19 protein-coding genes and 1 pseudogene are annotated in these 19,686 nt (G+C 56.1%); 8 read left to right on the top strand and 12 right to left on the bottom strand.

Annotated elements, in window-relative coordinates:
* Positions 1–93 precede the first annotated feature (93 nt).
* Entirely contained in the window at positions 94–2,250 is a 2,157-nt protein-coding gene (locus KGA69_RS19050) for a putative bifunctional diguanylate cyclase/phosphodiesterase (RefSeq protein WP_213292591.1), read from the top strand.
* Here KGA69_RS19050 and KGA69_RS19045 read toward each other — a convergent pair whose 3' ends face one another.
* Positions 2,251–3,063, bottom strand: a complete 813-nt coding sequence (locus KGA69_RS19045; RefSeq protein ID WP_213292590.1) for a trypsin-like serine peptidase — start codon at positions 3,061–3,063, stop codon at positions 2,251–2,253. It abuts the gene before it with no gap.
* 654 nt (positions 3,064–3,717) lie between these two features.
* Between KGA69_RS19045 and KGA69_RS19040 the strand changes: the two genes are divergently transcribed.
* Complete coding sequence (locus KGA69_RS19040) at positions 3,718–3,975, top strand: hypothetical protein (RefSeq protein WP_052667954.1); 258 nt, start codon at positions 3,718–3,720, stop codon at positions 3,973–3,975.
* A 158-nt stretch (positions 3,976–4,133) separates the two neighbouring features.
* Here the strand turns inward: KGA69_RS19040 and asr are convergent, their stop codons facing one another.
* Together asr and KGA69_RS19030 are read right to left on the bottom strand one after the other, a co-directional pair.
* Complete coding sequence (gene asr, locus KGA69_RS19035; RefSeq protein ID WP_213292589.1) at positions 4,134–4,553, bottom strand: acid resistance repetitive basic protein Asr; 420 nt, start codon at positions 4,551–4,553, stop codon at positions 4,134–4,136.
* A 171-nt stretch (positions 4,554–4,724) separates the two neighbouring features.
* Positions 4,725–6,212 carry a carboxypeptidase M32 gene (locus KGA69_RS19030; RefSeq protein WP_047042915.1) on the bottom strand — a complete coding sequence of 496 codons (1,488 nt, stop codon included), beginning with the start codon at positions 6,210–6,212 and terminating at the stop codon, positions 4,725–4,727.
* A 194-nt stretch (positions 6,213–6,406) separates the two neighbouring features.
* Between KGA69_RS19030 and KGA69_RS24380 the strand changes: the two genes are divergently transcribed.
* A complete protein-coding gene (locus KGA69_RS24380) occupies positions 6,407–6,499 on the top strand; it encodes a KPN_01571 family protein (RefSeq protein WP_020078946.1) in 93 nt (30 codons plus the stop codon).
* A 35-nt stretch (positions 6,500–6,534) separates the two neighbouring features.
* Here KGA69_RS24380 and KGA69_RS19020 read toward each other — a convergent pair whose 3' ends face one another.
* Entirely contained in the window at positions 6,535–7,803 is a 1,269-nt protein-coding gene (locus KGA69_RS19020) for an MFS transporter (protein ID WP_323129992.1), read from the bottom strand.
* 113 nt (positions 7,804–7,916) lie between these two features.
* Here KGA69_RS19020 and KGA69_RS19015 point away from each other — a divergent pair, with 113 nt between their 5' ends.
* The 3 genes from KGA69_RS19015 (at position 7,917) to bioD (ending at position 10,987) form a co-directional block, all read left to right on the top strand.
* Positions 7,917–8,819, top strand: coding sequence for a LysR family transcriptional regulator (locus KGA69_RS19015; RefSeq protein WP_047077732.1), 903 nt, complete (start codon positions 7,917–7,919; stop codon positions 8,817–8,819).
* Positions 8,820–8,943: 124 nt separating this feature from the next.
* The gene (gene mlc, locus KGA69_RS19010; protein WP_045392308.1) at positions 8,944–10,164 is read left to right on the top strand and encodes a sugar metabolism global transcriptional regulator Mlc; all 1,221 of its coding nucleotides are present in this window, start codon (positions 8,944–8,946) and stop codon (positions 10,162–10,164) included.
* Positions 10,165–10,291: 127 nt separating this feature from the next.
* A complete protein-coding gene (gene bioD, locus KGA69_RS19005) occupies positions 10,292–10,987 on the top strand; it encodes a dethiobiotin synthase (RefSeq protein WP_045392306.1) in 696 nt (231 codons plus the stop codon).
* Here bioD and clcB read toward each other — a convergent pair.
* From clcB to KGA69_RS18975, 6 genes are all read right to left on the bottom strand, one after another.
* The gene (gene clcB / locus KGA69_RS19000; RefSeq protein WP_045392304.1) at positions 10,940–12,235 is read right to left on the bottom strand and encodes a voltage-gated ClC-type chloride channel ClcB; all 1,296 of its coding nucleotides are present in this window, start codon (positions 12,233–12,235) and stop codon (positions 10,940–10,942) included. The genes bioD and clcB overlap by 48 nt on opposite strands.
* A gap of 101 nt (positions 12,236–12,336) precedes the next feature.
* On the bottom strand, positions 12,337–12,945 hold the full coding sequence (dmsD, locus tag KGA69_RS18995) for a Tat proofreading chaperone DmsD (RefSeq protein ID WP_045392302.1): 609 nt from the start codon (positions 12,943–12,945) through the stop codon (positions 12,337–12,339).
* 42 nt (positions 12,946–12,987) lie between these two features.
* A complete protein-coding gene (locus KGA69_RS18990; protein ID WP_045392300.1) occupies positions 12,988–13,845 on the bottom strand; it encodes a DmsC/YnfH family molybdoenzyme membrane anchor subunit in 858 nt (285 codons plus the stop codon).
* Position 13,846: 1 nt separating this feature from the next.
* Positions 13,847–14,464: a DMSO/selenate family reductase complex B subunit gene (locus KGA69_RS18985; RefSeq protein ID WP_101704515.1), complete on the bottom strand. Its 618-nt coding sequence runs from the start codon at positions 14,462–14,464 to the stop codon at positions 13,847–13,849.
* A 10-nt stretch (positions 14,465–14,474) separates the two neighbouring features.
* A complete protein-coding gene (ynfE, locus tag KGA69_RS18980) occupies positions 14,475–16,910 on the bottom strand; it encodes a selenate/tellurate reductase subunit YnfE (protein WP_213292588.1) in 2,436 nt (811 codons plus the stop codon).
* 148 nt (positions 16,911–17,058) lie between these two features.
* Positions 17,059–17,331 (bottom strand): DUF1161 domain-containing protein, encoded by a 273-nt coding sequence (locus KGA69_RS18975; RefSeq protein WP_045394628.1) that lies wholly within the window; start codon positions 17,329–17,331, stop codon positions 17,059–17,061.
* A 103-nt stretch (positions 17,332–17,434) separates the two neighbouring features.
* Between KGA69_RS18975 and KGA69_RS18970 the strand changes: the two genes are divergently transcribed.
* Positions 17,435–18,145 carry a YnfC family lipoprotein gene (locus tag KGA69_RS18970; RefSeq protein ID WP_045394624.1) on the top strand — a complete coding sequence of 237 codons (711 nt, stop codon included), beginning with the start codon at positions 17,435–17,437 and terminating at the stop codon, positions 18,143–18,145.
* On the opposite strand, the gene speG is transcribed toward KGA69_RS18970, so the two are convergent.
* Positions 18,139–18,699, bottom strand: a complete 561-nt coding sequence (gene speG / locus KGA69_RS18965) for a spermidine N1-acetyltransferase (RefSeq protein ID WP_015366764.1) — start codon at positions 18,697–18,699, stop codon at positions 18,139–18,141. The two genes, KGA69_RS18970 and speG, sit on opposite strands and share 7 nt — an antisense overlap.
* A 51-nt stretch (positions 18,700–18,750) precedes the next feature.
* Entirely contained in the window at positions 18,751–19,092 is a 342-nt protein-coding gene (locus KGA69_RS18960) for a DUF1283 family protein (RefSeq protein ID WP_049059915.1), read from the bottom strand.
* An 86-nt stretch (positions 19,093–19,178) separates the two neighbouring features.
* Here KGA69_RS18960 and KGA69_RS18955 point away from each other — a divergent pair.
* Positions 19,179–19,567 (top strand): annotated as a pseudogene (locus tag KGA69_RS18955) (YnfA family protein).
* The last annotated feature ends 119 nt before the right edge of the window (positions 19,568–19,686 follow it).

The raw sequence follows: 19,686 nt of genomic DNA, 5'->3' as shown, positions 1-19,686 counted from the left end.
CGCCTGCGTAAGCTGGCGGCAAATTCTGTCCTCTGTATTACGCTTAAAAAGCAGATTCGGCCTGGTTTCGGTAGGCCGCTATGAGGACAGCGCATGATCCCTTTGCCAGGCTGGCGGAATATTCCCTCTGCCAAAATTCTTTCTGTACTGGTCTTTTTCGCCGGCCTGGGGCTGGTGGTCTCCGTTATTTCTCTTTTCTATTTGTCACAACACCTGGTCAGTATAAAAACCAATGAAATTGATAAGCACCGTTCGATGCTCTCGGTGCAAGGGGCCGTACAGACATCGGTCAATCGGGTGTTGTCTTTGGTATTGGATAATTCGATTTGGGATGATGCGGTTAAACAAACCTATACGCCCCATCTTGACCCACGCTGGCTGTATGATTCGTGGGGGTCGGGTTTTAAGATTAATAATCTCTACGACGGGACTTTTATCCTGGATGAAAACTACCGGATCCTGTGGGGCGCTTTTCGCAGCGAGCCATTTACCGAACCCGATATTGGTTTTTTTGGCAGCGGGCTGCAAGCCCTTATCGAGCAACACGCGAACGCGCTGAGACGTGGTGAAAATGCCTTTGCTGGTATTACCCGCACCCGGGAGGGTATCGCGTTTGTGGGTATCGGCTTGATTCGCCCGACGATCGGTCGCTTACCGGTTTATGACAAGACCCGTCGCTATCTGGTTATTACCCGCCACATTAATCCGACCATGCTGGAAAACCTGGGGAATACTTTCCAGATTAATCGCCTGCATACGACGCAGCTCGCCGGCGAATACAGCGTACCATTGCGCACAGAAGGCGGGGAAACGCTGGCATATCTGAGCTGGCAACCGCGTCTTCCCGGAGCGGAGGCGGCGCGAGCCGCGTCAAACAGCATCAGGCTCATCGCCATTCTGGCGGCGAGTTTGATTCTGCTATTTATTCTGCTCAGTAGCCTGGGGTTATACAAACTGGCGCGCGGCGAACAGCAGGCGCGAAAAAATGCGTTAATCGATTGGCTGAGCCGTTTGCCGAACCGTCGGGCGCTGATTGAACGCTTAAATGCGATGGGCGAATGCGGCAAGAATGAAATGCAGAGCGTGGTATTTATCGATCTCGATGGCTTCAAAGACGTTAATGACAACTATGGCCATGATGTTGGCGACGCGCTAATCGCACGCATTGCCCGCGAATTACGCGACCGTGTTCCGGCGGGGGCGATGCTGGCGCGGATGGGCGGTGATGAATTCGCCATGACCGTCAGCGGTGAACAAGCGGTTAATCAGGCTTCCGCGTTTGCCTGGGCGGTGCTTGAGTTATTAAAAGCCCCTATTGAACTCAGCGAGCGCAAAATATACATCAGCGCCAGTATCGGTATTGCCAGCGGCGTACCGGCATTATGCTCCAGTACCGAGTTATTCCGCCGCGCCGACATGGCTATGTATCACGCGAAGAAGAGCGGTAAGGGGAGAGCGTCCTGGTACGATGATACCCTCAACGAAACGCGTCAGCACCAGTTGCACATTGAAAATGGTATCCGGGAAGGGCTGGAAAGGGGCGAATTTGACGTCTGGTATCAGCCGATCGTCAACGCCGAAACGCTGGCGATGGAAGGAGTTGAAGCGTTACTACGCTGGCCGCGGCGGCCTGAAGGCCCACTTGCGCCAGATGCTTTTATTTCTATCGCTGAAAGTAGCGGATTAATCTACGCGCTAGGTCAATTTGCCTTATCGCAAGCCTGTTACGACTTACAACCGATGGGGGATTTGTTGCTTTCCGTCAATATTTCACCGGCGCAATTCCGCGACCCGGAATTCGAAACGCGGGTGGTCCAAACCCTGGGACGCTGTCAGTTTCCTGCTCGCCGCCTGCAGCTTGAAGTGACCGAAAGCTATGTACTGGAAAACCCGGAGCGCGCCCGCGTGGCTATCGAGAACCTGAAAGCGTTGGGTATCGCCGTCGCGCTGGATGATTTCGGCATTGGCTATTCCAGTATTGGTTATCTACGCAGCTGTCGTTTTGATAGCCTCAAGATTGATAAGTCGTTAGCCGGGGTGGTGGATGTCGACCCACAGGCGGCAGAACTGGTGCGCGGCACGGTACGTATCGCTAATGCGCTGGGGATCACCGTGGTTGCCGAAGGGGTAGAAACTCAGCAGCAGCTGGCGCTGCTGCGGCGGGCGGGATGCGATCGACTGCAGGGATTTTATTTCAGCCAACCGATGCCTATCGACTCATTGCTTCAACTGCGCCAGCAGCAGGGATAATTACTCTTTGGCCAGCGCTTCCAGCTTGTCGAGAAAACCGGTCACGGCAATGGCCCGGTTATCGGCACGATAGCGATCTTTCGGCCCCGGCGCCGAGCTTTGCACCGCAATGACCTGCCAGCCGTTATCCGTTTTCAACAGCAGTGGAGAACCGCTGTCGCCCGGTAGCGTATCGCATTGATGCGATAACACCGACGTTTGCGCCCATCCCGTCACCAGACAATCCTGGTGGCTATAGAGACTATCCAGATGATCTTCCGGGTAGCCGGATTGCGTCACTTTGCGGTCCGTGGCTTTTAGCGCCGCGGTCAGCGCTTCTTTATCACCACTAAAAACAGGAACAGGCGTAATGCCGCCTGGCGCGTAGCGCAGGACGATCAGGCCAAAGTCCCAGGGGGCTGCGGAAGAGGGGACAATCCAGCCATCGCCGTCAGCTTTAAGCCGTTTGCCTAGCGATGGGTCGGTACGGCCGTCAATCCCGTGAATTTCATAGACCCAGTTGCCTTTACGCGAGATAAAACGCAACGCGACGGCCATGTCCGGCTTGCCTTTCGGCGGCTGCAGCAAACAGTGACCGGCGGTGAGGGCCAGATGCGGAGAAATCAGCGTTGCGGTACACAGATTACCGCTGGCGGTTTCTAATTGACCGATGGCATCCCAGGGGGAACTGGCCGGATCGCTGACCGCTTTACGATCGTCATGGCCGAAAAAAAGCGTTTTGATATCTTTCGCGCTCATGCCGTCATCATCGGCGTGAGCATACAGGGGAAATACACAAAACGAACACAGTAATAACAGTACGTCTCTACGCATATCACTCTCTGGGGAGATAATTATGTCTATTGAAAGTAGCAGGAGATTTAAGTTTATGAAAGTTAAGAATAATTTTTATTAAGCCAAACGGCACATAAAATGACTCCTGAAGACATTTCATCTCTGCGAGAACCATGGTAATTCAGAGGGTTAACGCATAATCTCTGCTGTCGTCATTTCCGCAGAAAGCGGCGGGCAACGCAACATAATTCGTGTATCGGAACGTACGTAAAGCGCGGGGAAAATAATCACTTTGCCTTGCAGAACATTCGCAAAGCGCAATTTTTAGCGGGCGTTTTAGTTGCCTGAAGTACGCAAAAGTTCATCGTCATTGGCGTTTTTTTACCATCTTCTCAATTATTTTCACTACGAAACATTTTCTCACTGTAAACATTGTTTTCGCCGGTTCCCATTGAGTGAAATGTGAGGTTGACCCGGCCATCATAAGCACAAGGTCATTTCCTGCAGTGGGAGGGTGTATGTCTAAACAAGGTATTCGCGCGTTAGTTTATGTTTCGTTAGTTTCAATTTTTATGTGGGGAGCGATGGGGTATCTCGTGATTGAGGCGGTACATGCCCTGTAACGAGCCGCCAGCGCCGCTGAGGTGGCGTTGGCTATAATATCTGCCAGTGAATGCAGAACTGGCGGACATGATGACTATCGATGAGACGCAATTACGGGCGGTGATTACAGGAGCGAAAACCGAAGTGTCGGCCGCTGAATTGGCGGTGGAGTTGCTGGCGGCGCGGCAAAAAATTAGCGAGCTGGAACGTCAACTGGCGACGCCGATTCGCTTGCCTTTCTCCAGCGCGAGCCCGGTATGTGAAATTGAAGCGGGATATGCTGCAGGAGTCAGCGATTGCCGTCAGGCTATTCGTGAAGCCGGTTTTCCCATTGAGGGGGAAGATTAGCGGCGCCTAATAGAGGAAAAAGCGGGTTGCCACCAGCGCGCAGATTATCAGCAGTATCAGGATGAGCTCAAAACGATAACGTCGCAGCATAGCGCTCTCCAGAAAAAAACGGCGCTGAAACAGCGCCGATTTATACAAGACCAGACTAACCGGAAAGATTATGCAGCCGGCTGAGCAGCAGGTTTAGCTGCGGTGTGTTTAGTGGTTTTGTGGTGTTTTTTGGCAGCCTGAGCTTTCTGCGTTACTGGTTTAGCGGCAGTTTTGTGGTGCTTTTTGGCAGCCTGAGCTTTCTGCGCAGCCGGTTTAGTGGCGGCTTTGTGGTGTTTTTTCGCTGCCTGAGCTTTTTGCTCTACAGCAGGTTTTGCCGCGGCTTTTTTGTGTTTCTTGGCAGCCTGGGCTTTCTGTTCTGCAGCTGGTTTGGCGGCAGCTTTGTGATGTTTTTTATGGTGAGTGGTCTTGGCAGTGGTGCTGTGAGTTGCAGCAGCAGGTGCCTGAGTGGTGCTTACTGCATCAGCAGCGAAAGCAGCGGAAGACAGACCCATAGCAGCGGCAACGACCAGAGCTAATACTTTTTTCATTCTGATATCCTCGAAAAGGTTTCTTCATTTCAACCCCACTGCGGGGCCGTTGAAGTAACTATATGCTTGTCTTTTCGAGCTTTCCGTGAGTGTTTGGTATCGGCGTGTAACCGTTTGTACAATACGCGCCAGGCGGGGGTAAAGCGCCGGAGCAGGCCCCGGCGCGCAGGCTTAGAGATAACGGGCGGTAAGATGCTGGCGGAAATACTCGCTGTTGAGATCTTCACCGGTGGCATTCTTAATCAGCTGCGAAGTGGTAAAGCGGCTGCCATGTTGCCAGATATTTTGCCGCAACCAGTCGAACAGGGCGTTAAAATCGCCGCCGGCGATATCCTGTGCGAGATTCGGTAGCGCGCGTCTGGCGGCCGCCATCAGCTGTGCGGCGTACATCGCCCCCAGCGTATAAGAAGGGAAATAGCCGAAACCGCCATCGGTCCAGTGAATATCCTGCATACAGCCGTCACGATAGTTGCCGAGGGTCGAAATACCCAGCCAGCTCTGCATTTTCTCATCCCACAGGGCCGGAATATCGTCTACTTCAATATCGCCGTCGATCAGCGCCCGCTCGATTTCATAGCGCAGAATGACGTGCGCCGGGTAGCTGACTTCGTCGGCATCGACGCGAATGAAGCCCGGCTTCACGCGCTGGTTCCAGGCGATAAAGTTTTCCGCGCTGAACGCCGGCTGGTCGCCAAAGCGCTGACGCACGGCGGGCAGCAGGCGGTTGAGGAAGGCTTCGCTGCGGCCAAGCTGCATTTCGAAGAACAGGCTCTGAGATTCGTGAATCGCCGTTGAGCGAGCCAGCCCAACTGGCTGATCGACCCAGTTGCGCGGGAGGTTCTGTTCATAGCGCGCGTGGCCGGTTTCGTGGATCACGCCAAATAGCGCGCTGAGCAGATCGTTTTCGTTATAGCGGGTGGTGATCCGGACGTCCTCTGGCACGCCGCCGCAGAAGGGGTGCGCGCTAATATCCAGACGCCCGCCGTCAAAATCAAAGCCTAAAACCCGCATCGCTTCCAGGCCCAGCTCACGCTGATCGGCGATGGCGAAGGGCCCCTGTGGCTCGAGCAGCGTCTTCTGCGCTTGCTTATCGACGACGTTTGCCAGCAGCGACGGCAGCCAGGATTTCAGATCGGCGAATAGCACGTCAAGACGCGCGCTGGTCATGTCGGGTTCAAAAATATCCAGTAGGGCGTCGTAGCGGGAACACCCTTTCGCTTCGGCTCGGATTTGCGCCTCTTCGCGACTGAGCTTAACGACTTCGCACAGGTTTTCGGCAAATCCCTGCCAGTCGTTAGCCGGACGCTGGCTGCGCCACGCGTGTTCGCAGCGGCTGCCGGCCAGTGATTTCGCCTCCACCAGGCTCTCCGGCAGTAGCGCCGCCTGCTGGTACTGCCGGGTCATTTCGCGCAGGTTAGCTTGCTCCAGATCGTTAAGATCTTCCTGCAGGGCGTTTTCCAGCCATTCGCCAACCTTCTTATCGGTCAAAATTTGGTGCTGCAGCACCCCGAGCTCCGCCAGCGCTTCGCCGCGCGCGCGGCTGCCGCCGGGCGGCATCATGGCGAACATATCCCAGCCGGCGATGGCGGCAAGGTGTGAGAAGCGGGAGAGCCGTTGGAAAGTGCGGGTGAGCTGCTGATAGTTGTTGTTTTCAGTCATAGTCTCTGCTGGCCTGTGGCGAGTGAAATAAATCTGTTGTCAGTGGGTACACTAGCGCGTCGGGGGGATTTGGTCGAGTCGTGGGCACGACATTTTGCGTGCGGCGAAAAATGCGCATGTGATGACTATAACGGACGGCGCGCCACGCCAGCGGCTACACTGATAACAGGCGCTGGCTGTCAGCGGAGGCGAGTATGAATCCGTTCACGTGGGTGTTTTTCGCACTGCTCTCTATGGATGCTCTCAGAGAACTGTTGGGGTTGCCGTCGGTGCTCGGGCTATGGTGAGCGGACGTGACCCGTAAGGTCACGTCGTTTAACGATTATTTCAGGCGGTTGTGCAAACAGGCGCCGGTCAGCAGCGCGGCCATTAACAGGAGCGCGATAAAGCCGCCGACGCCGTTCCAGCCGTAGTGATGCCAGAAGACCCCGCCCAGCGTCCCCGCAATACTGGAACCCAGATAATAGCTGAACAGATATAGCGAAGAAGCCTGGCCACGCGCGCGACGCGCCCGTGGGCCGATCCAACTGCTGGCAACCGAGTGCGCGGCAAAAAAGCCGGCGGAGAACAGCAACATGCCGATGAAAATCAGCCACAGGGGCGAGAATAGCGTCATCAGCAGGCCAAACAGCATCACCGCAATAAAGAACAGCATCACCGGTCCGCGGCCATAGCGCACCGTCAACGCGCCGGCTTTTGGCGAACTCCAGGTCCCGGTCAGGTAGGCGACCGACAGCAGACCGACCACCGCCTGATTCAGCGACCACGGCGACATCATCAAGCGGTAGCCAATATAGTTAAACAGGGTCACAAATGCGCCCATCAGCAGGAAACCTTCGAGGAACAATAGCGGCAGGCCGCGATCGCGCCAGTGCAGATGGAAGTTAATCAGCAGCGTTTTCGGTTTCAACGAAATAGGGCGGAAGTGGCGCGACTCGGGAAGAATACGCCAGAACATGATTGCCGCCGCGAGGGCGAAGGCGCTTATCACCGCCAGCGCCACGCGCCAGCCGAAGAAATCGGTAAAGACCCCGGTGAGCAGGCGGCCGCTCATGCCGCCTATCGAGTTACCGCTGATATAAAGCCCCATTGAAAACGCCACCACGCTTGGGTGGATCTCCTCGCTGAGATAAGTCATCCCAACGGCGGCTACGCCGCTTAACGAAAGACCAATCAGCGCGCGCATGATCAGAATCCCGTGCCAACTGGTCATCATTGTTGATAAGAGGGAGCAGCACGCGGCCAGCAGTAACGCGGTGACCATCACCGGTTTACGGCCAATGGCATCCGACAGCGGGCCGGTAAATAGCAGGCCGACGGCGAGCATCGCGGTGGAAATCGATAACGAAATACTGCTGCTGGCGGGGCTTACGCCGAACTCGCCCGACAGCACCGGCAGAATGGGCTGCACGCAGTAGAGCAAGGCGAAGGTTGCCAGTCCGGCGGAAAACAGCGCCAGGGTGACGCGGATAAACGCCGGGGTACCGCGTTTAATAAATTGATTTGGCTGGTTTACCGCCTTATCACCGGCGCTGCTCGCCGGCGCGGTGCCGGCGGTTGTTGTGTTGCTCACGGAGAATTCCTTGCTTATATACAGCTGGATTACAAACAAACTGATGTGACCATTCAGCTCACATTTTTAGGGTATAAAATTGTAAATATTCCGTCTAATATATTAATAATCTCAAATAAGATGTTTTAAATATGAATATCGAGCTGCGTCATTTGCGTTACTTCGTCGCCGTGGCGGAAGAGCTACATTTTGGCCGTGCGGCGGCGCGCCTCAACATCTCTCAGCCGCCGTTAAGCCAGCAGATTCAGATTCTCGAACAGCAAATTGGCGCGCGACTGTTTGCCCGCACTAACCGCAGCGTCAGCCTGACGGCGGCGGGGAAGCAATTTCTCGCCGATAGCCGACAAATTCTGACGCAAGTTGAAGATGCCGCCGCCCGCGCCGGGCGCCTGCATCACGGCGAAACCGGTGAACTGCGCATTGGTTTCACTTCATCGGCGCCATTTATCAAAGCGGTTTCCGATACGCTTTCCACTTTTCGCCGCCGCTTTCCCGATGTCCATATCCAGACTCGCGAAACCAACACCCGCGAACAGATAGTGCCGTTAACTGAAGGGGCGCTTGACCTTGGCCTGATGCGCAACACGCAGCTGCCGGATACGTTGTGCTGGGAAAAAGTGCTGCGCGAACCGCTACTGGCGATGGTGCCCAGCGATCATCCTCTGGCCCGTCAGCAGGCGGTCAGTCTGCTTGAGCTGGCGCGCGAGCCGTTTGTCTTTTTCGACCCGCACGTTGGTACCGGCCTGTACGACGATATTCTCGGACTGATGCGCCGCTACGGTACCGCGCCGGTTATCACCCAGGAGGTCGGCGAGGCCATGACCATCATCGGCCTGGTGGCTTCTGGTCTTGGGGTATCAATCCTACCGGCCTCGTTTAAGCGGGTGCAGCTGAATGAAATGCGCTGGCTGCCGATTAGTGAACCCGATGCGGTGTCGGAAATGTGGCTGGTGTGGGCCAAACATCGCGAACAGGGACTGGCGGCGCAGCGTTTTCGCGATTATCTCCTCGCCGCCGCCGCGTTAGCAAAATGAGACAAAAAAGACCCAAAAACGTGCGGTAAATCACAAGGCTAAGTAAAAATTTGACGTGTACCATCGAAGTGCTTCACCATAGCCGAAAGTTTATTTCGAAGCGCGAAAATAAAGGGAGTCAACGGTGGTAGCGGACAGTCAACCAGGCCATATCGATCAAATAAAGCAGACCAACGCAGGAGCCGTGTATCGCCTGATTGATCAGCTTGGCCCGGTGTCGCGTATCGATCTTTCCCGATTTGCGCAACTGGCGCCGGCCAGCATTACCAAAATTGTTCGCGAGATGTTGGAAGCGCATCTGGTGCAGGAGACCGAAATCCAGGAGCCGGGGAGCCGCGGCCGCCCGGCGGTCGGGCTGATGGTTGAAACGGAAGCCTGGCATTATTTGTCGTTGCGCATCAGCCGGGGGGAGATTCATCTGGCGCTGCGCGATCTGAGCAGCAAACTGGTGGTGGAAGAACAACTGGAACTGCCGCTGCAGCATGCGCAACCGCTGCTGACGCGGATCATCGAGCACATCGACCAGTTTTTTATTCGCCATCAGCACAAGCTCGAGCGCCTTACCGCTATCGCCATCACCTTGCCAGGGATCATCGATACTGAAAACGGCATCATTCACCGGATGCCATTTTACGATGATGTGAAAGACATGCCGCTTGGTGAAACGCTGGCTAATCACACCGGGGTGTCGGTCTATATTCAGCACGATATCAGCGCCTGGACCATGGCCGAATCGTTGTTTGGCGCGTCACGCGGGGCGCGTGACGTCATCCAGGTGGTGATCGACCACAACGTCGGCGCTGGCGTCATCACCGATGGCCGCCTGCTGCATGCCGGTAGTAGTAGCCTGGTGGAGATCGGCCATACCCAGGTCGACCCTTATGGTAAACGCTGCTACTGCGGCAATCACGGCTGCCTGGAAACCATCGCCAGCATCGAAAGCGTGCTGGAACTGGCTCAGATGCGCATGGCAAAATCGATGAGCTCGATGCTGCATCAGCAGCAGTTGAGCGTTGAATGGTTATGCCAGGCGGCGCAGCAGGGTGATTTACTGGCGCGGGACATCATTACCGGTGTTGGTACGCACGTGGGGCGTATTCTGGCCATTATGGTTAACCTGTTTAATCCACAAAAAATCCTTATCGGTTCGCCGTTCAACCAGGCATCCGATATTTTGTTTCCGGCAATTTCTGACTGTATTCGGCAACAGGCGCTGCCAGCATATAGTCGTCATATTGCGGTTGAGAGTACCCAGTTCTCAAACCGCGGCACGATGGCTGGCGCGGCTCTGGTGAAAGACGCCCTCTATAACGGATCGCTCCTTATCCGACTGTTACAGGGTTAACATTTTTTCATAGTCGCACCAAAAATTGCGCTATCTCAATCTGGGCCCCGACGGCTTCGCGTAGACTTTTCCCACTGTTGATTATTTCTCTTATGTATCTTTCGTATAGACAACTTTGGGGTTAGTGATGTTTAAGCGTTTCTTTATAACAGGTACTGACACTGCTGTCGGGAAGACGGTAGTTTCCCGCGCGTTGCTGCAGGCACTTGCTGCCAGCGGTAAAAGCGTCGCCGGGTATAAGCCTGTGGCGAAGGGCAGCAAAGAGACGCCGGACGGACTGCGTAATAAAGACGCGCTGGTATTACAGAGCGTGTCGACGTTGTCGCTGCCGTATGATGCTGTCAATCCCATCGCGTTAAGCGAAGAAGAAAGCAGCGTGGCGCACAGCTGCCCGATCAACTACGGTTTACTCAGCGACGGGCTGCAGCAGCTCAGCGGCAGGGTCGATCATGTCGTAGTGGAAGGTACCGGCGGCTGGCGCAGCCTGATGAACGATTTACGCCCGCTCTCCGAGTGGGTGGTACAGGAACAACTGCCGGTAGTGCTGGTGGTGGGTATTCAGGAAGGGTGTATCAACCATGCCCTGTTGACTGCTCAGGCGGTGGCTAACGACGGTTTGCCATTAATCGGTTGGGTCGCCAACCGCATTAATCCTGGTCTTGCGCACTACGCTGAAATCATTGATGTACTGAGCAAAAAGCTACCCGCGCCGCTTATTGGCGAGCTGCCTTATCTGCCGCGCGCCGAACAACGTGAACTCAGCCAGTATGTTGACTTAGACGTTCTCGGCAGCGTCATGGCGATAGATCGAATCCCGGCGTAACGTTCGCGACAGTACCGAGGCCAGTACGCAGGCGATCAATAAACCGGGCAGCAGCACATACTGCCCGGTCATCTCACAAATCATCAGCGTTGACATAATCGGCGCATGCGTTGTCGCGGCGAGAAACGCCGCCATCCCGGTTAACCCAATCATAATCGCCATGTTCTGATCGTTATCTAACCATAGCCCGCTAAAACTGGCGAACAGCATGCCCAGCGCCAGCCCGACGAAAAGCGTCGGGGTAAAGACGCCGCCCGGGGCGCCGGAGCCGCTGCTGGCCAGCACCGCCAACAGCTTACAGACAAAGACGATGATAATGACGCTAAATAGCGGCGGCGACAGCAGGTAGCTTTGCACCACGCTATAACCGTTGCCCCACACCGCTGGGGTAATGAGCGATAACATGCCGACGATCAGTCCACCTATCGCCAGCTGCCACGGCGGTGACAGTTTCAGCCTCACGAAGCCACGGTGGCTGTAGTTCATCAGCCAGATAAATAGCGGCCCACACAGCCCGGCCAGCAGGCCGGTCGCCAGCATTAAAACGTAATGCAGCGCGTTCAGGTTTTGCTGAAAGACGACGTGGTACAGCGGCGCGGCGCCGCCGTTGAGCAGATTCGTTAGTAACAGGGCGATTACCGCCGAAATGACTACCGGGCCGAGCGAGGCCAGCATCAGGGTGCCAAAGAGGATTTCGGCGATAAACAGGCTACCCGCCAGCGGCGCATGATAGGCGCTGGCCATCCCGGCGGCGGCGCCGCAGGCGACCCACAGCTTCCATTCAGCGCGCGGGGTAAAGCGGCGGGCGAACAGCGAGGCGGCCAGCGCGGCCAGCAGGATCATGGCTCCTTCGCGGCCAATGGCGCTGCCGGTCACAACCACCAGCAGCGACGCCAGCGATTTCACGAGGCTTGCCGGCGTATCGAAACAACCATCGCCGGTTTCCAGCGCTTCCATGTAATCGGTCGGGGCGTGCGGACGCGACACGCTGCGCCGTTGCCATAACCACAGCAATGTCCCCGCGGCCAGTCCGCCAAGCGCTGGCGTCAGCAGCCGACGCCACCACGGCAGCGACTGTGCGGCGTTCACCAGGCTACCGCTATCGTTACCGAGAAATAATGTTTCCAGCACGACCATCGAGTGGCGAAACAGCGCCACGGCCAGCGCCGCAAAGATGCCGACGAGCGTGGCGATGAGCAGGCGACGGAACATCACCTGCACATCAGGATAGTTATGAAGACGGTGCATTAGCGGGCGTGAAATTGGGAGTCATGGCGTTATTGTGATAGGGAATAACCTTAGATGCAAAAGCTATAAGTGCCGCGCCGGGGATCGACGCGGCGGGTGAGTTAACGATACAGCTGCTTTTCTGCCACCGCGATGGGCAAATGTGCCTGCCAGTTAGCCAGCGTCGACTGCGCCAGTTGGCCCAGCGCCCGATAGAACGGATGCCCGGCGTTTTCCATAAAGACGCTCAGGAAACGCCCGGACCACGGCAGCAGATGCCAGGCCAGCAGTTGCGCAAACAACTCATCCTGATTTGTTTCGCACAGCCATGCAGCCAGCAGCAGCAAGGTGCCGAAGTGATCTTCGGGTTCGTTGCGCTCAAGAGCCAGCGCGATACCGCTGGCCCGCATCCATTCGCGCAGCGCAAGCGTCGAGTCGCCGAATAACACCGACTCTTTATCCAGCCACACCGAGCCCCACGGCGGAGCGGGCAGCGCCCATGGGCCGATAAACAGACGCTGCCAGGCTTGCGGCAGCGTCTCGTCGCTGCTGGCGGCGAATTCCATTGCCAGTGAATCGGAGACCGGGAACGGCCACTGCGGCTGCCAGCTACCATCGAGAAAAGCGGCGACCAGCGGCGCGTTTTGCTCGCTGTCCGGTACAAAAGAGAACAGCGCGCCCAGCGTACGGGCGCTTAGTGCGACGGCGTCGCGATTTGGGATCTGCATCATTACCCTATTCCTTACTGCGGCGCGCACAGGCGCGCCGTCTCGTTAACCCGCAACCGCCATACCTACGGTCATATGCAGGCCATAAAACAGGCCGCGGCCTATACACTCCGCGACTAAAACCATTATCAGCCCGATCAATAACCCGGCGGCGCGCGGCGGCTGGCGGCGGAGAAGCGGACACAGCCAGCAGCCGAGACCGAGCGCCAGCAGGATCAGCCGTAGAACCTGCAGTCTGCCGTAATCCGGAAGAAGGGCGTTCGCCTGTTGTACTGAACTGTGGATCGTGCCGAGGTCAGCGCTTTGCAAGACAACAACGGCCACGCTGATGATGAGGGCGGCGACGCTAATCGCGGCAAAAAACCAGCCGTTGAAGTCAACTTTCGCCAGCTTCAGCAGCAGGGCGGCGAACAGCGGCCCGCTGAGTAGTACCGTCAGGAAGAACGCGCTGGTAGTGTAGCCATTATACCACGTCGGCACGGTGTCAATTTGGTAGACGCGGGTCATCGCCATCACAAACAGCAACCCCAGTAGCATGGTGAGAAACAACCAGATTTTGCCGAGCGCCTCCGGCATTTTTCCTGGCACCGCCAGTAGCCACCAGAATCCGCCAACGGCGAAGAAGAGGGCGCCGCTGGCGATTTCATTACTGAGCGCTGAAGCGCCAACGCGATTCAGTGAATTAAATGCGCGTAGCGGCGAGCCGAGATGGATTACGGAAGCGAGAAAACCTATTCCCATCAATAGCCAGATAAAGAACATGCTGCGCACCAGCCGCTCTCGCGCTTTGCGCTGACCGGAGAGCGACACCCAGCCCAGGCCGCTGACGATGACTGCGCCAGCGACGCATTGCCCCAGTACCGTAAACAGAACCAGCGGCCATTCATGCCATCCATTTCCCATTTCAGACCTCCTGCGGATTGGCCAGATAGCCGGTGGTATCCCCACACGGACGGCTGTTGGCGTTAGGTTTTATTACAATGCTCGGCCTGGTGAAGTGCGCTGAAGGCAGCGGCGCCACGGCGGCCAGCTGGCCGTGTTTTTCCCGCAGTTCGGCAATCGGCCCGAAGTCCAGCGCGCGCAGCGGGCAGGACTCGACGCAAATCGGTTTCTTGCCTTGTGCGACACGCTCGTGACAGCCGTCGCATTTGGTCATATGTCCTTTAGCGGCGTTGTACTGCGGCGCGCCATACGGGCAGGCCATATGGCAGTAGCGACAGCCGATGCACACCTCTTCATTGACCACTACAAAACCGTCTTCGCGCTTGTGCATCGCCCCGCTCGGGCAGACCTTGGTGCACGCCGGGTCTTCACAGTGGTTACAGGCGATAGAAAGGTAATAGGCAAAAACGTTCTGATTCCAGACGCCGTTGTCCTCCTGCCAGTCGCCGCCGGCATACTCATAGATACGACGGAAGCTGACGTCCGGCGTCAGGTTCTTGTAGTCTTTACAGGCCAGCTCGCAGGTTTTGCAACCGGTGCAACGGGCGGAATCGATAAAAAATCCGTATTGAGCGCTCATGGTTTACTCCTTAAACCTTCTCGATTTCGACCAGGTTGGTATGCTGCGGATTTCCCTTCGCCAGCGGTGAAGGCCGGTGGGTGGTGAGGGTATTCATGCAGGCGCCGTGGTCGACGCGATCGCCAGACATATTGGCATCGTGCCATGCTCCCTGACCCATCGCCGTCACCCCAGGCATAATACGCGGCGTGACCTTCGCCGGAATACGCAGTTCGCCGCGCTGATTAAAGACGCGCACCATGTCGCCGTTGTTAATCCCACGTTTTTCGGCATCGATGGGGTTAAGCCACACTTCCTGGCGGCAGGCCGCTTGTAAGACATCGACGTTGCCGTAGCTGGAGTGGGTACGCGCCTTATAATGGAAGCCAAACATTTGTAGCGGGAACTGGCTGCGTAACGGATCGTCCCAGCCTTCAAAGGTGGAGGCATAGACCGGCAGCGGGCTAATGACGTCGCCTTTTTCCAGCTCCCAGCGGGCGGCAATCTCGGCGAGGCGGCTGGAGTAAATCTCAATTTTGCCGGAGGGGGTTTTTAGCGGATGCGCTTCAGGATCGCGACGGAAATCACGATAGGCGACGAAATGGCCGTTCGGGTCTTTACGCTTGTAAATACCCATTTTTTTGAGCTCGTCATAGCCCGGCAGCGCCGGATCTTTAGCGACCATTTTGGCGTACAGGTACTGTAACCACTGCTCCTGAGTCCGGCCTTCGGTGAAGCGCTGATGCACGTCGTCGCCAAGGCGTTTTGCCACTTCACTTAGGATCCAGTAGATAGGTTTGCGTTCGAACTTCGCCGTGGTGGCGGGCTGGATGAAAATCAGATAGCCCATATTGCCGGCATAGTCGTTAGGAATGATATCTTCCTGTTCTACGGTCATCAGGTCCGGCAGCAGAATATCGGCATATTTTGCCGACGAGGTCATAAAGTTTTCAATAACCACGATCGTCGAGCATTTGCTCTCGTCCTGCAGGATATCGTGGGTTTTATTGATGTCGGAATGCTGGTTAATGATGGTGTTGCCAGCATAGTTCCACAGGAATTTGATGGGAACCGTCAGCTTCTCTTTGCCGCGCACGCCGTCACGGGTGGCGGTCATCTCCGGTCCGCGGGCGATAGCGTCGGTCCAGCTAAAGCAGGAGATGGCGGTTTTTACCGGATTTTCCAGTACCGGCAGACGCTCAATGGTGATGGTATAGGTCGATTCGCGGGCGCCGCTGTTGCCGCCGTTGATGCCGACGTTGCCGGTTAAAATCGGCAGCATGGCGATAGCCCGCGCGGAGAGCTCGCCGTTCGCCTGGCGCTGCGGCCCCCAGCCCTGGCAGATATAGGCGGGTTTGGTCATACCGATTTCGCGCGCCAGTTTAATGATGCGATCGGCGGGAATACCGGTAATACGCGAGGCCCACTGCGGCGTCTTGGCGGTAGCGTCGTCCCCCTGGCCGAGAATATAGGCTTTATAGTGGCCGTTGGCCGGAGCATCGGCCGGCAAGGTTTTCTCATCGTAGCCGACGCAGTATTTATCGAGGAACGGCTGGTCTACCAGATTTTCATTAATCAATACCCAGGCGATACCGGCGACCAGCGCCGCATCGGTACCGGGACGAATGGGGATCCACTCATCTTCACGCCCGGCCGCGGTATCGGTATAGCGTGGGTCGATGACGATCATGCGGGCGTTGGAACGCTCGCGGGCCTGCTCCAGGTACCAGGTAATGCCGCCGCCGCTCATGCGGGTTTCCGCCGGGTTATTGCCGAACATTACCACCAGTTTACTGTTTTCAATATCCGAAGTGCTGTTGCCGTCGTTGCTACCGTAGGTATAGGGCATGGCGCAGGCGATCTGCGCCGTACTGTAGGTGCCGTACTGGTTGAGCGATCCGCCGTAGCAGTTCATCAGCCGCATCACCGGCGAGGCGGAAGGGGAAGAGCGGGTCATATTCCCGCCGACAATCCCGGAAGAGTAGTTAATATAGACCGCTTCGTTGCCGTACTCTTTTACCACGCGTTTCAGACTTTCGGCGATGGTATCCAGCGCTTCGGTCCAACTAATGCGTTCGAATTTTCCTTCGCCGCGTTTGCCTACGCGTTTCATTGGGTAGTTAAGACGATCGGGGTGATTGATACGTCGGCGGATAGAACGCCCGCGCAGGCAGGCGCGAACCTGATGATCGCCGTAAATATCATGGCCGGTATTATCGGTCTCCACCCACACCACTTCGTTGTCGCGAACGTGCAGGCGCAGCGCGCAGCGGCTGCCGCAGTTAACCGAGCAGGCACCCCAGACGGTTTTTTCTTCTGCTCCGGTGGCTTGCTGCACGGCGGCGGCCGCGGTGCGTAGACTGAAAGGCAGCGACAGGCCGCCGGCGGCCAGGGCCAGAGAACCGATTGCTGAGGATTTTATGAGGGTGCGACGACTGACGCCGCCGGGATGTTCAGGGTTGGACATTGTGCTCACTCCATGATTTTTATTATGCGAAATGCCGCTGGCAACCGCAGGATTGCTGGCACATGGGTGAGGAATAATACTTAAATAGGGGTAGGCGAATCTTATCTCCGGTCAACCAGAGATAAGATCCTTCACTCGAAAGCGGCGGTTATTGCCCGTCTGAATCGGTCGCCGTCGCGTCGCCGTTGCGGGTATAGATTATCTTGAAGGTGTCGTTAGCGCAGTGGCCAACCACCTGAGCGCCGGGCTGGTCAGGCTGATCGTTCGGTACAATGGCCAGGCTAAAACCAGAAGCCGGAACGCCGTTGTTGATGATCTTTTGCTGGATCTCGCCCTTTACCCGCTCGCAGGAGTCCGGCGCTGCCAGTGCGGATGCCGAACCCAGCAGCAGGGCCGCGCACAACCATGGGGATAGTTTCATCATAAGCTCCTTATTGATGTCATCCATTTTTAAGCATAGCAGAATTGGTGTAAATAATTGTATTTGCTAAAATGATTGGAATATTCCCAAAAAGGTAGCGGCTGTGAATAAACTGTTTTTGCTGATCCCGGCAGCGTTGCTGCTCAGCGCCTGCGATAAGCCGTCAACGCCGGCGGCGTTTACCCCGGAGATGGCCAGTTTTTCCAATGAGTTTGAGTTCGACCCGCTGCGCGGCCCGGTGAAAACGTTTACTCAGATCCTGTTCGACGACCAGGGGGAAATGGTGAAGCGGGTGCGTGCCCAGGTGTCGGCAGAAGGGTGTTTTGATCTGCTGGATTTTACCGACCTCGAAAACAAAACCGGCGCAACGCTGGTACTTGACGCGAATTACTATCTGGATGCGCAAACGCAGGAGAAACGCCTGCGGCTGCAGGGGAAATGCCAGCTCGCCGAGATGCCGGCGGCGGGCGTCAGCTGGGAGACCGATGACAACGGGTTTGTGGTGACGGCTCGCGGGAAAGAAAGCACTTCCAGCTATCGCTACGACAGCGAAGGTTATCCGCTGGGCAAAACCACCACCGCGAAAGATGAGCGCTTCAGCGTCGTATCGACGCCGTCCACCGATCCGCGTAAAAAGCTCGATTACAGCGCGGTGAGCGTATTTAACGACCGCGCATTAGGTAAGGTGAAGCAAACCTGCGACTATGACGATCACGACAACCCGATCCGCTGCGAGATGCAGGTTGTCGATGAAAGCGTCCAGCCGGCGGTGACGCGACACTACAGCATCAAAAACACTATCGACTATTACTGAGCGGTGGGCTTGAGCAGCGTCTGGCCTTGAGGACGATGTTTCTCAAGGTACTGATGCTGGAACAGGCACATGCGAATGGTATTGCGGTATTCGCCGTTGATAAAGAACTCGTGAATCAGCTCGCCTTCGACCATGAAACCGAGTTTGCGGTAGATGTGGATCGCTTTTTCGTTTTCTTTATCAACAATCAGATACAGTTTATACAAATTGAGAACGGTAAAGCCGTAGTCCATTGCCAGCTTAGCGGCGCGCGTCGCCAGCCCTTTGCCCTGATATTCCGGGGAGATGATAATCTGGAACTCGGCGCGACGGTGAACGTGGTTTATCTCCACCAGTTCAACCAGCCCGGCTTTTTCGCCATCGCATTCGATAACGAAACGGCGTTCACTTTGATCGTGAATGTGTTTGTCGTAAAGGTCAGAGAGTTCGACGAAGGCCTCGTAAGGTTCTTCAAACCAGTAACGCATTACGCTGGCGTTATTATCAAGCTGGTGGACGAAGCGCAGGTCTTCGCGCTCAAGCGGGCGGAGTTTGACGTGAGGGGCGTCAGACATGGGAAATCCTGTGTGCATTAATAGAGGATGGCGCCCACGGGCGCCGGGGAATTATGGCGTAATAACGCGACCGGTGCGGCGGTCAAGACAGCGCAGGGTGTTGGGTTCCCAGTAGGCGTTGACGTTGGCGCTCTTCTGGCAGTTATCCTGCGCATCGAAGGCGACGTCGGTTTTGTCCCACTCTTTCTCCGCGCGTTTATTTACCTTCTGCCGTAGCGAGCGGGTATCGTTCCACTGCTCTTTTTCCATTGCGGCTTGCTGACGGCTCTGCGCGCTGTCGCCGGACTCGATCACCAGTTTGTCGGTTCGCGCGAAGGACGAAGCGGTATAGACCATTGCGCTTGCCGCCAGCAGGGCGGTCAGGCACCAGCGTTTATTGCGTGTCATTTTCATCACGATTTCCTTTGAGTGATAAAAAGGGTTAACCAGTTGGACAAGTTTACTACAACTCGCTACCCGCGCCTACCGGACAAAATGGCATGGGTACCTGCGCATTATCGCGTACACTAGTGCAACAAATTGTCTCATTTACCAAACTTTAATGCTGAAAACCACGTTACTTTTCTTTGCTACCGCGCTGTGCGAAATCATCGGCTGTTACCTGCCGTGGCTATGGCTGAAGCGGGGCGGTTCGCCGCTGCTGTTGATCCCAACCGCGATGGCGCTGGCGATGTTCGTCTGGCTACTGACCCTGCACCCGGAGGCCAGCGGCAGAGTGTATGCCGCTTATGGCGGCGTCTACGTCTGCACCGCGCTGCTGTGGCTGCGTTTCGTCGATGGCGTGAAGCTAAGCCACTTTGACTGGGCGGGGGCCGTGATTGCGCTATTCGGCATGCTGATCATCGTTGCTGGCTGGGGGCGGGCATAGCGTCTTGTAGCAGGATAAAAAATCGCCCTTTGTGATCTTCCACGCTAATTTCAACCTTAATTCTTGTATGGTAGCCGACTAGTTGCCTTACTTACCCTAAACGCATCGTGCTGTTTATC

Origin of the sequence: Klebsiella sp. A52, assembly GCF_018388785.1 — a bacterium.
Taxonomy (GTDB): Bacteria; Pseudomonadota; Gammaproteobacteria; order Enterobacterales; family Enterobacteriaceae; genus Klebsiella; species Klebsiella aerogenes.
This window is presented reverse-complemented; position numbering and strand designations above follow the sequence as displayed.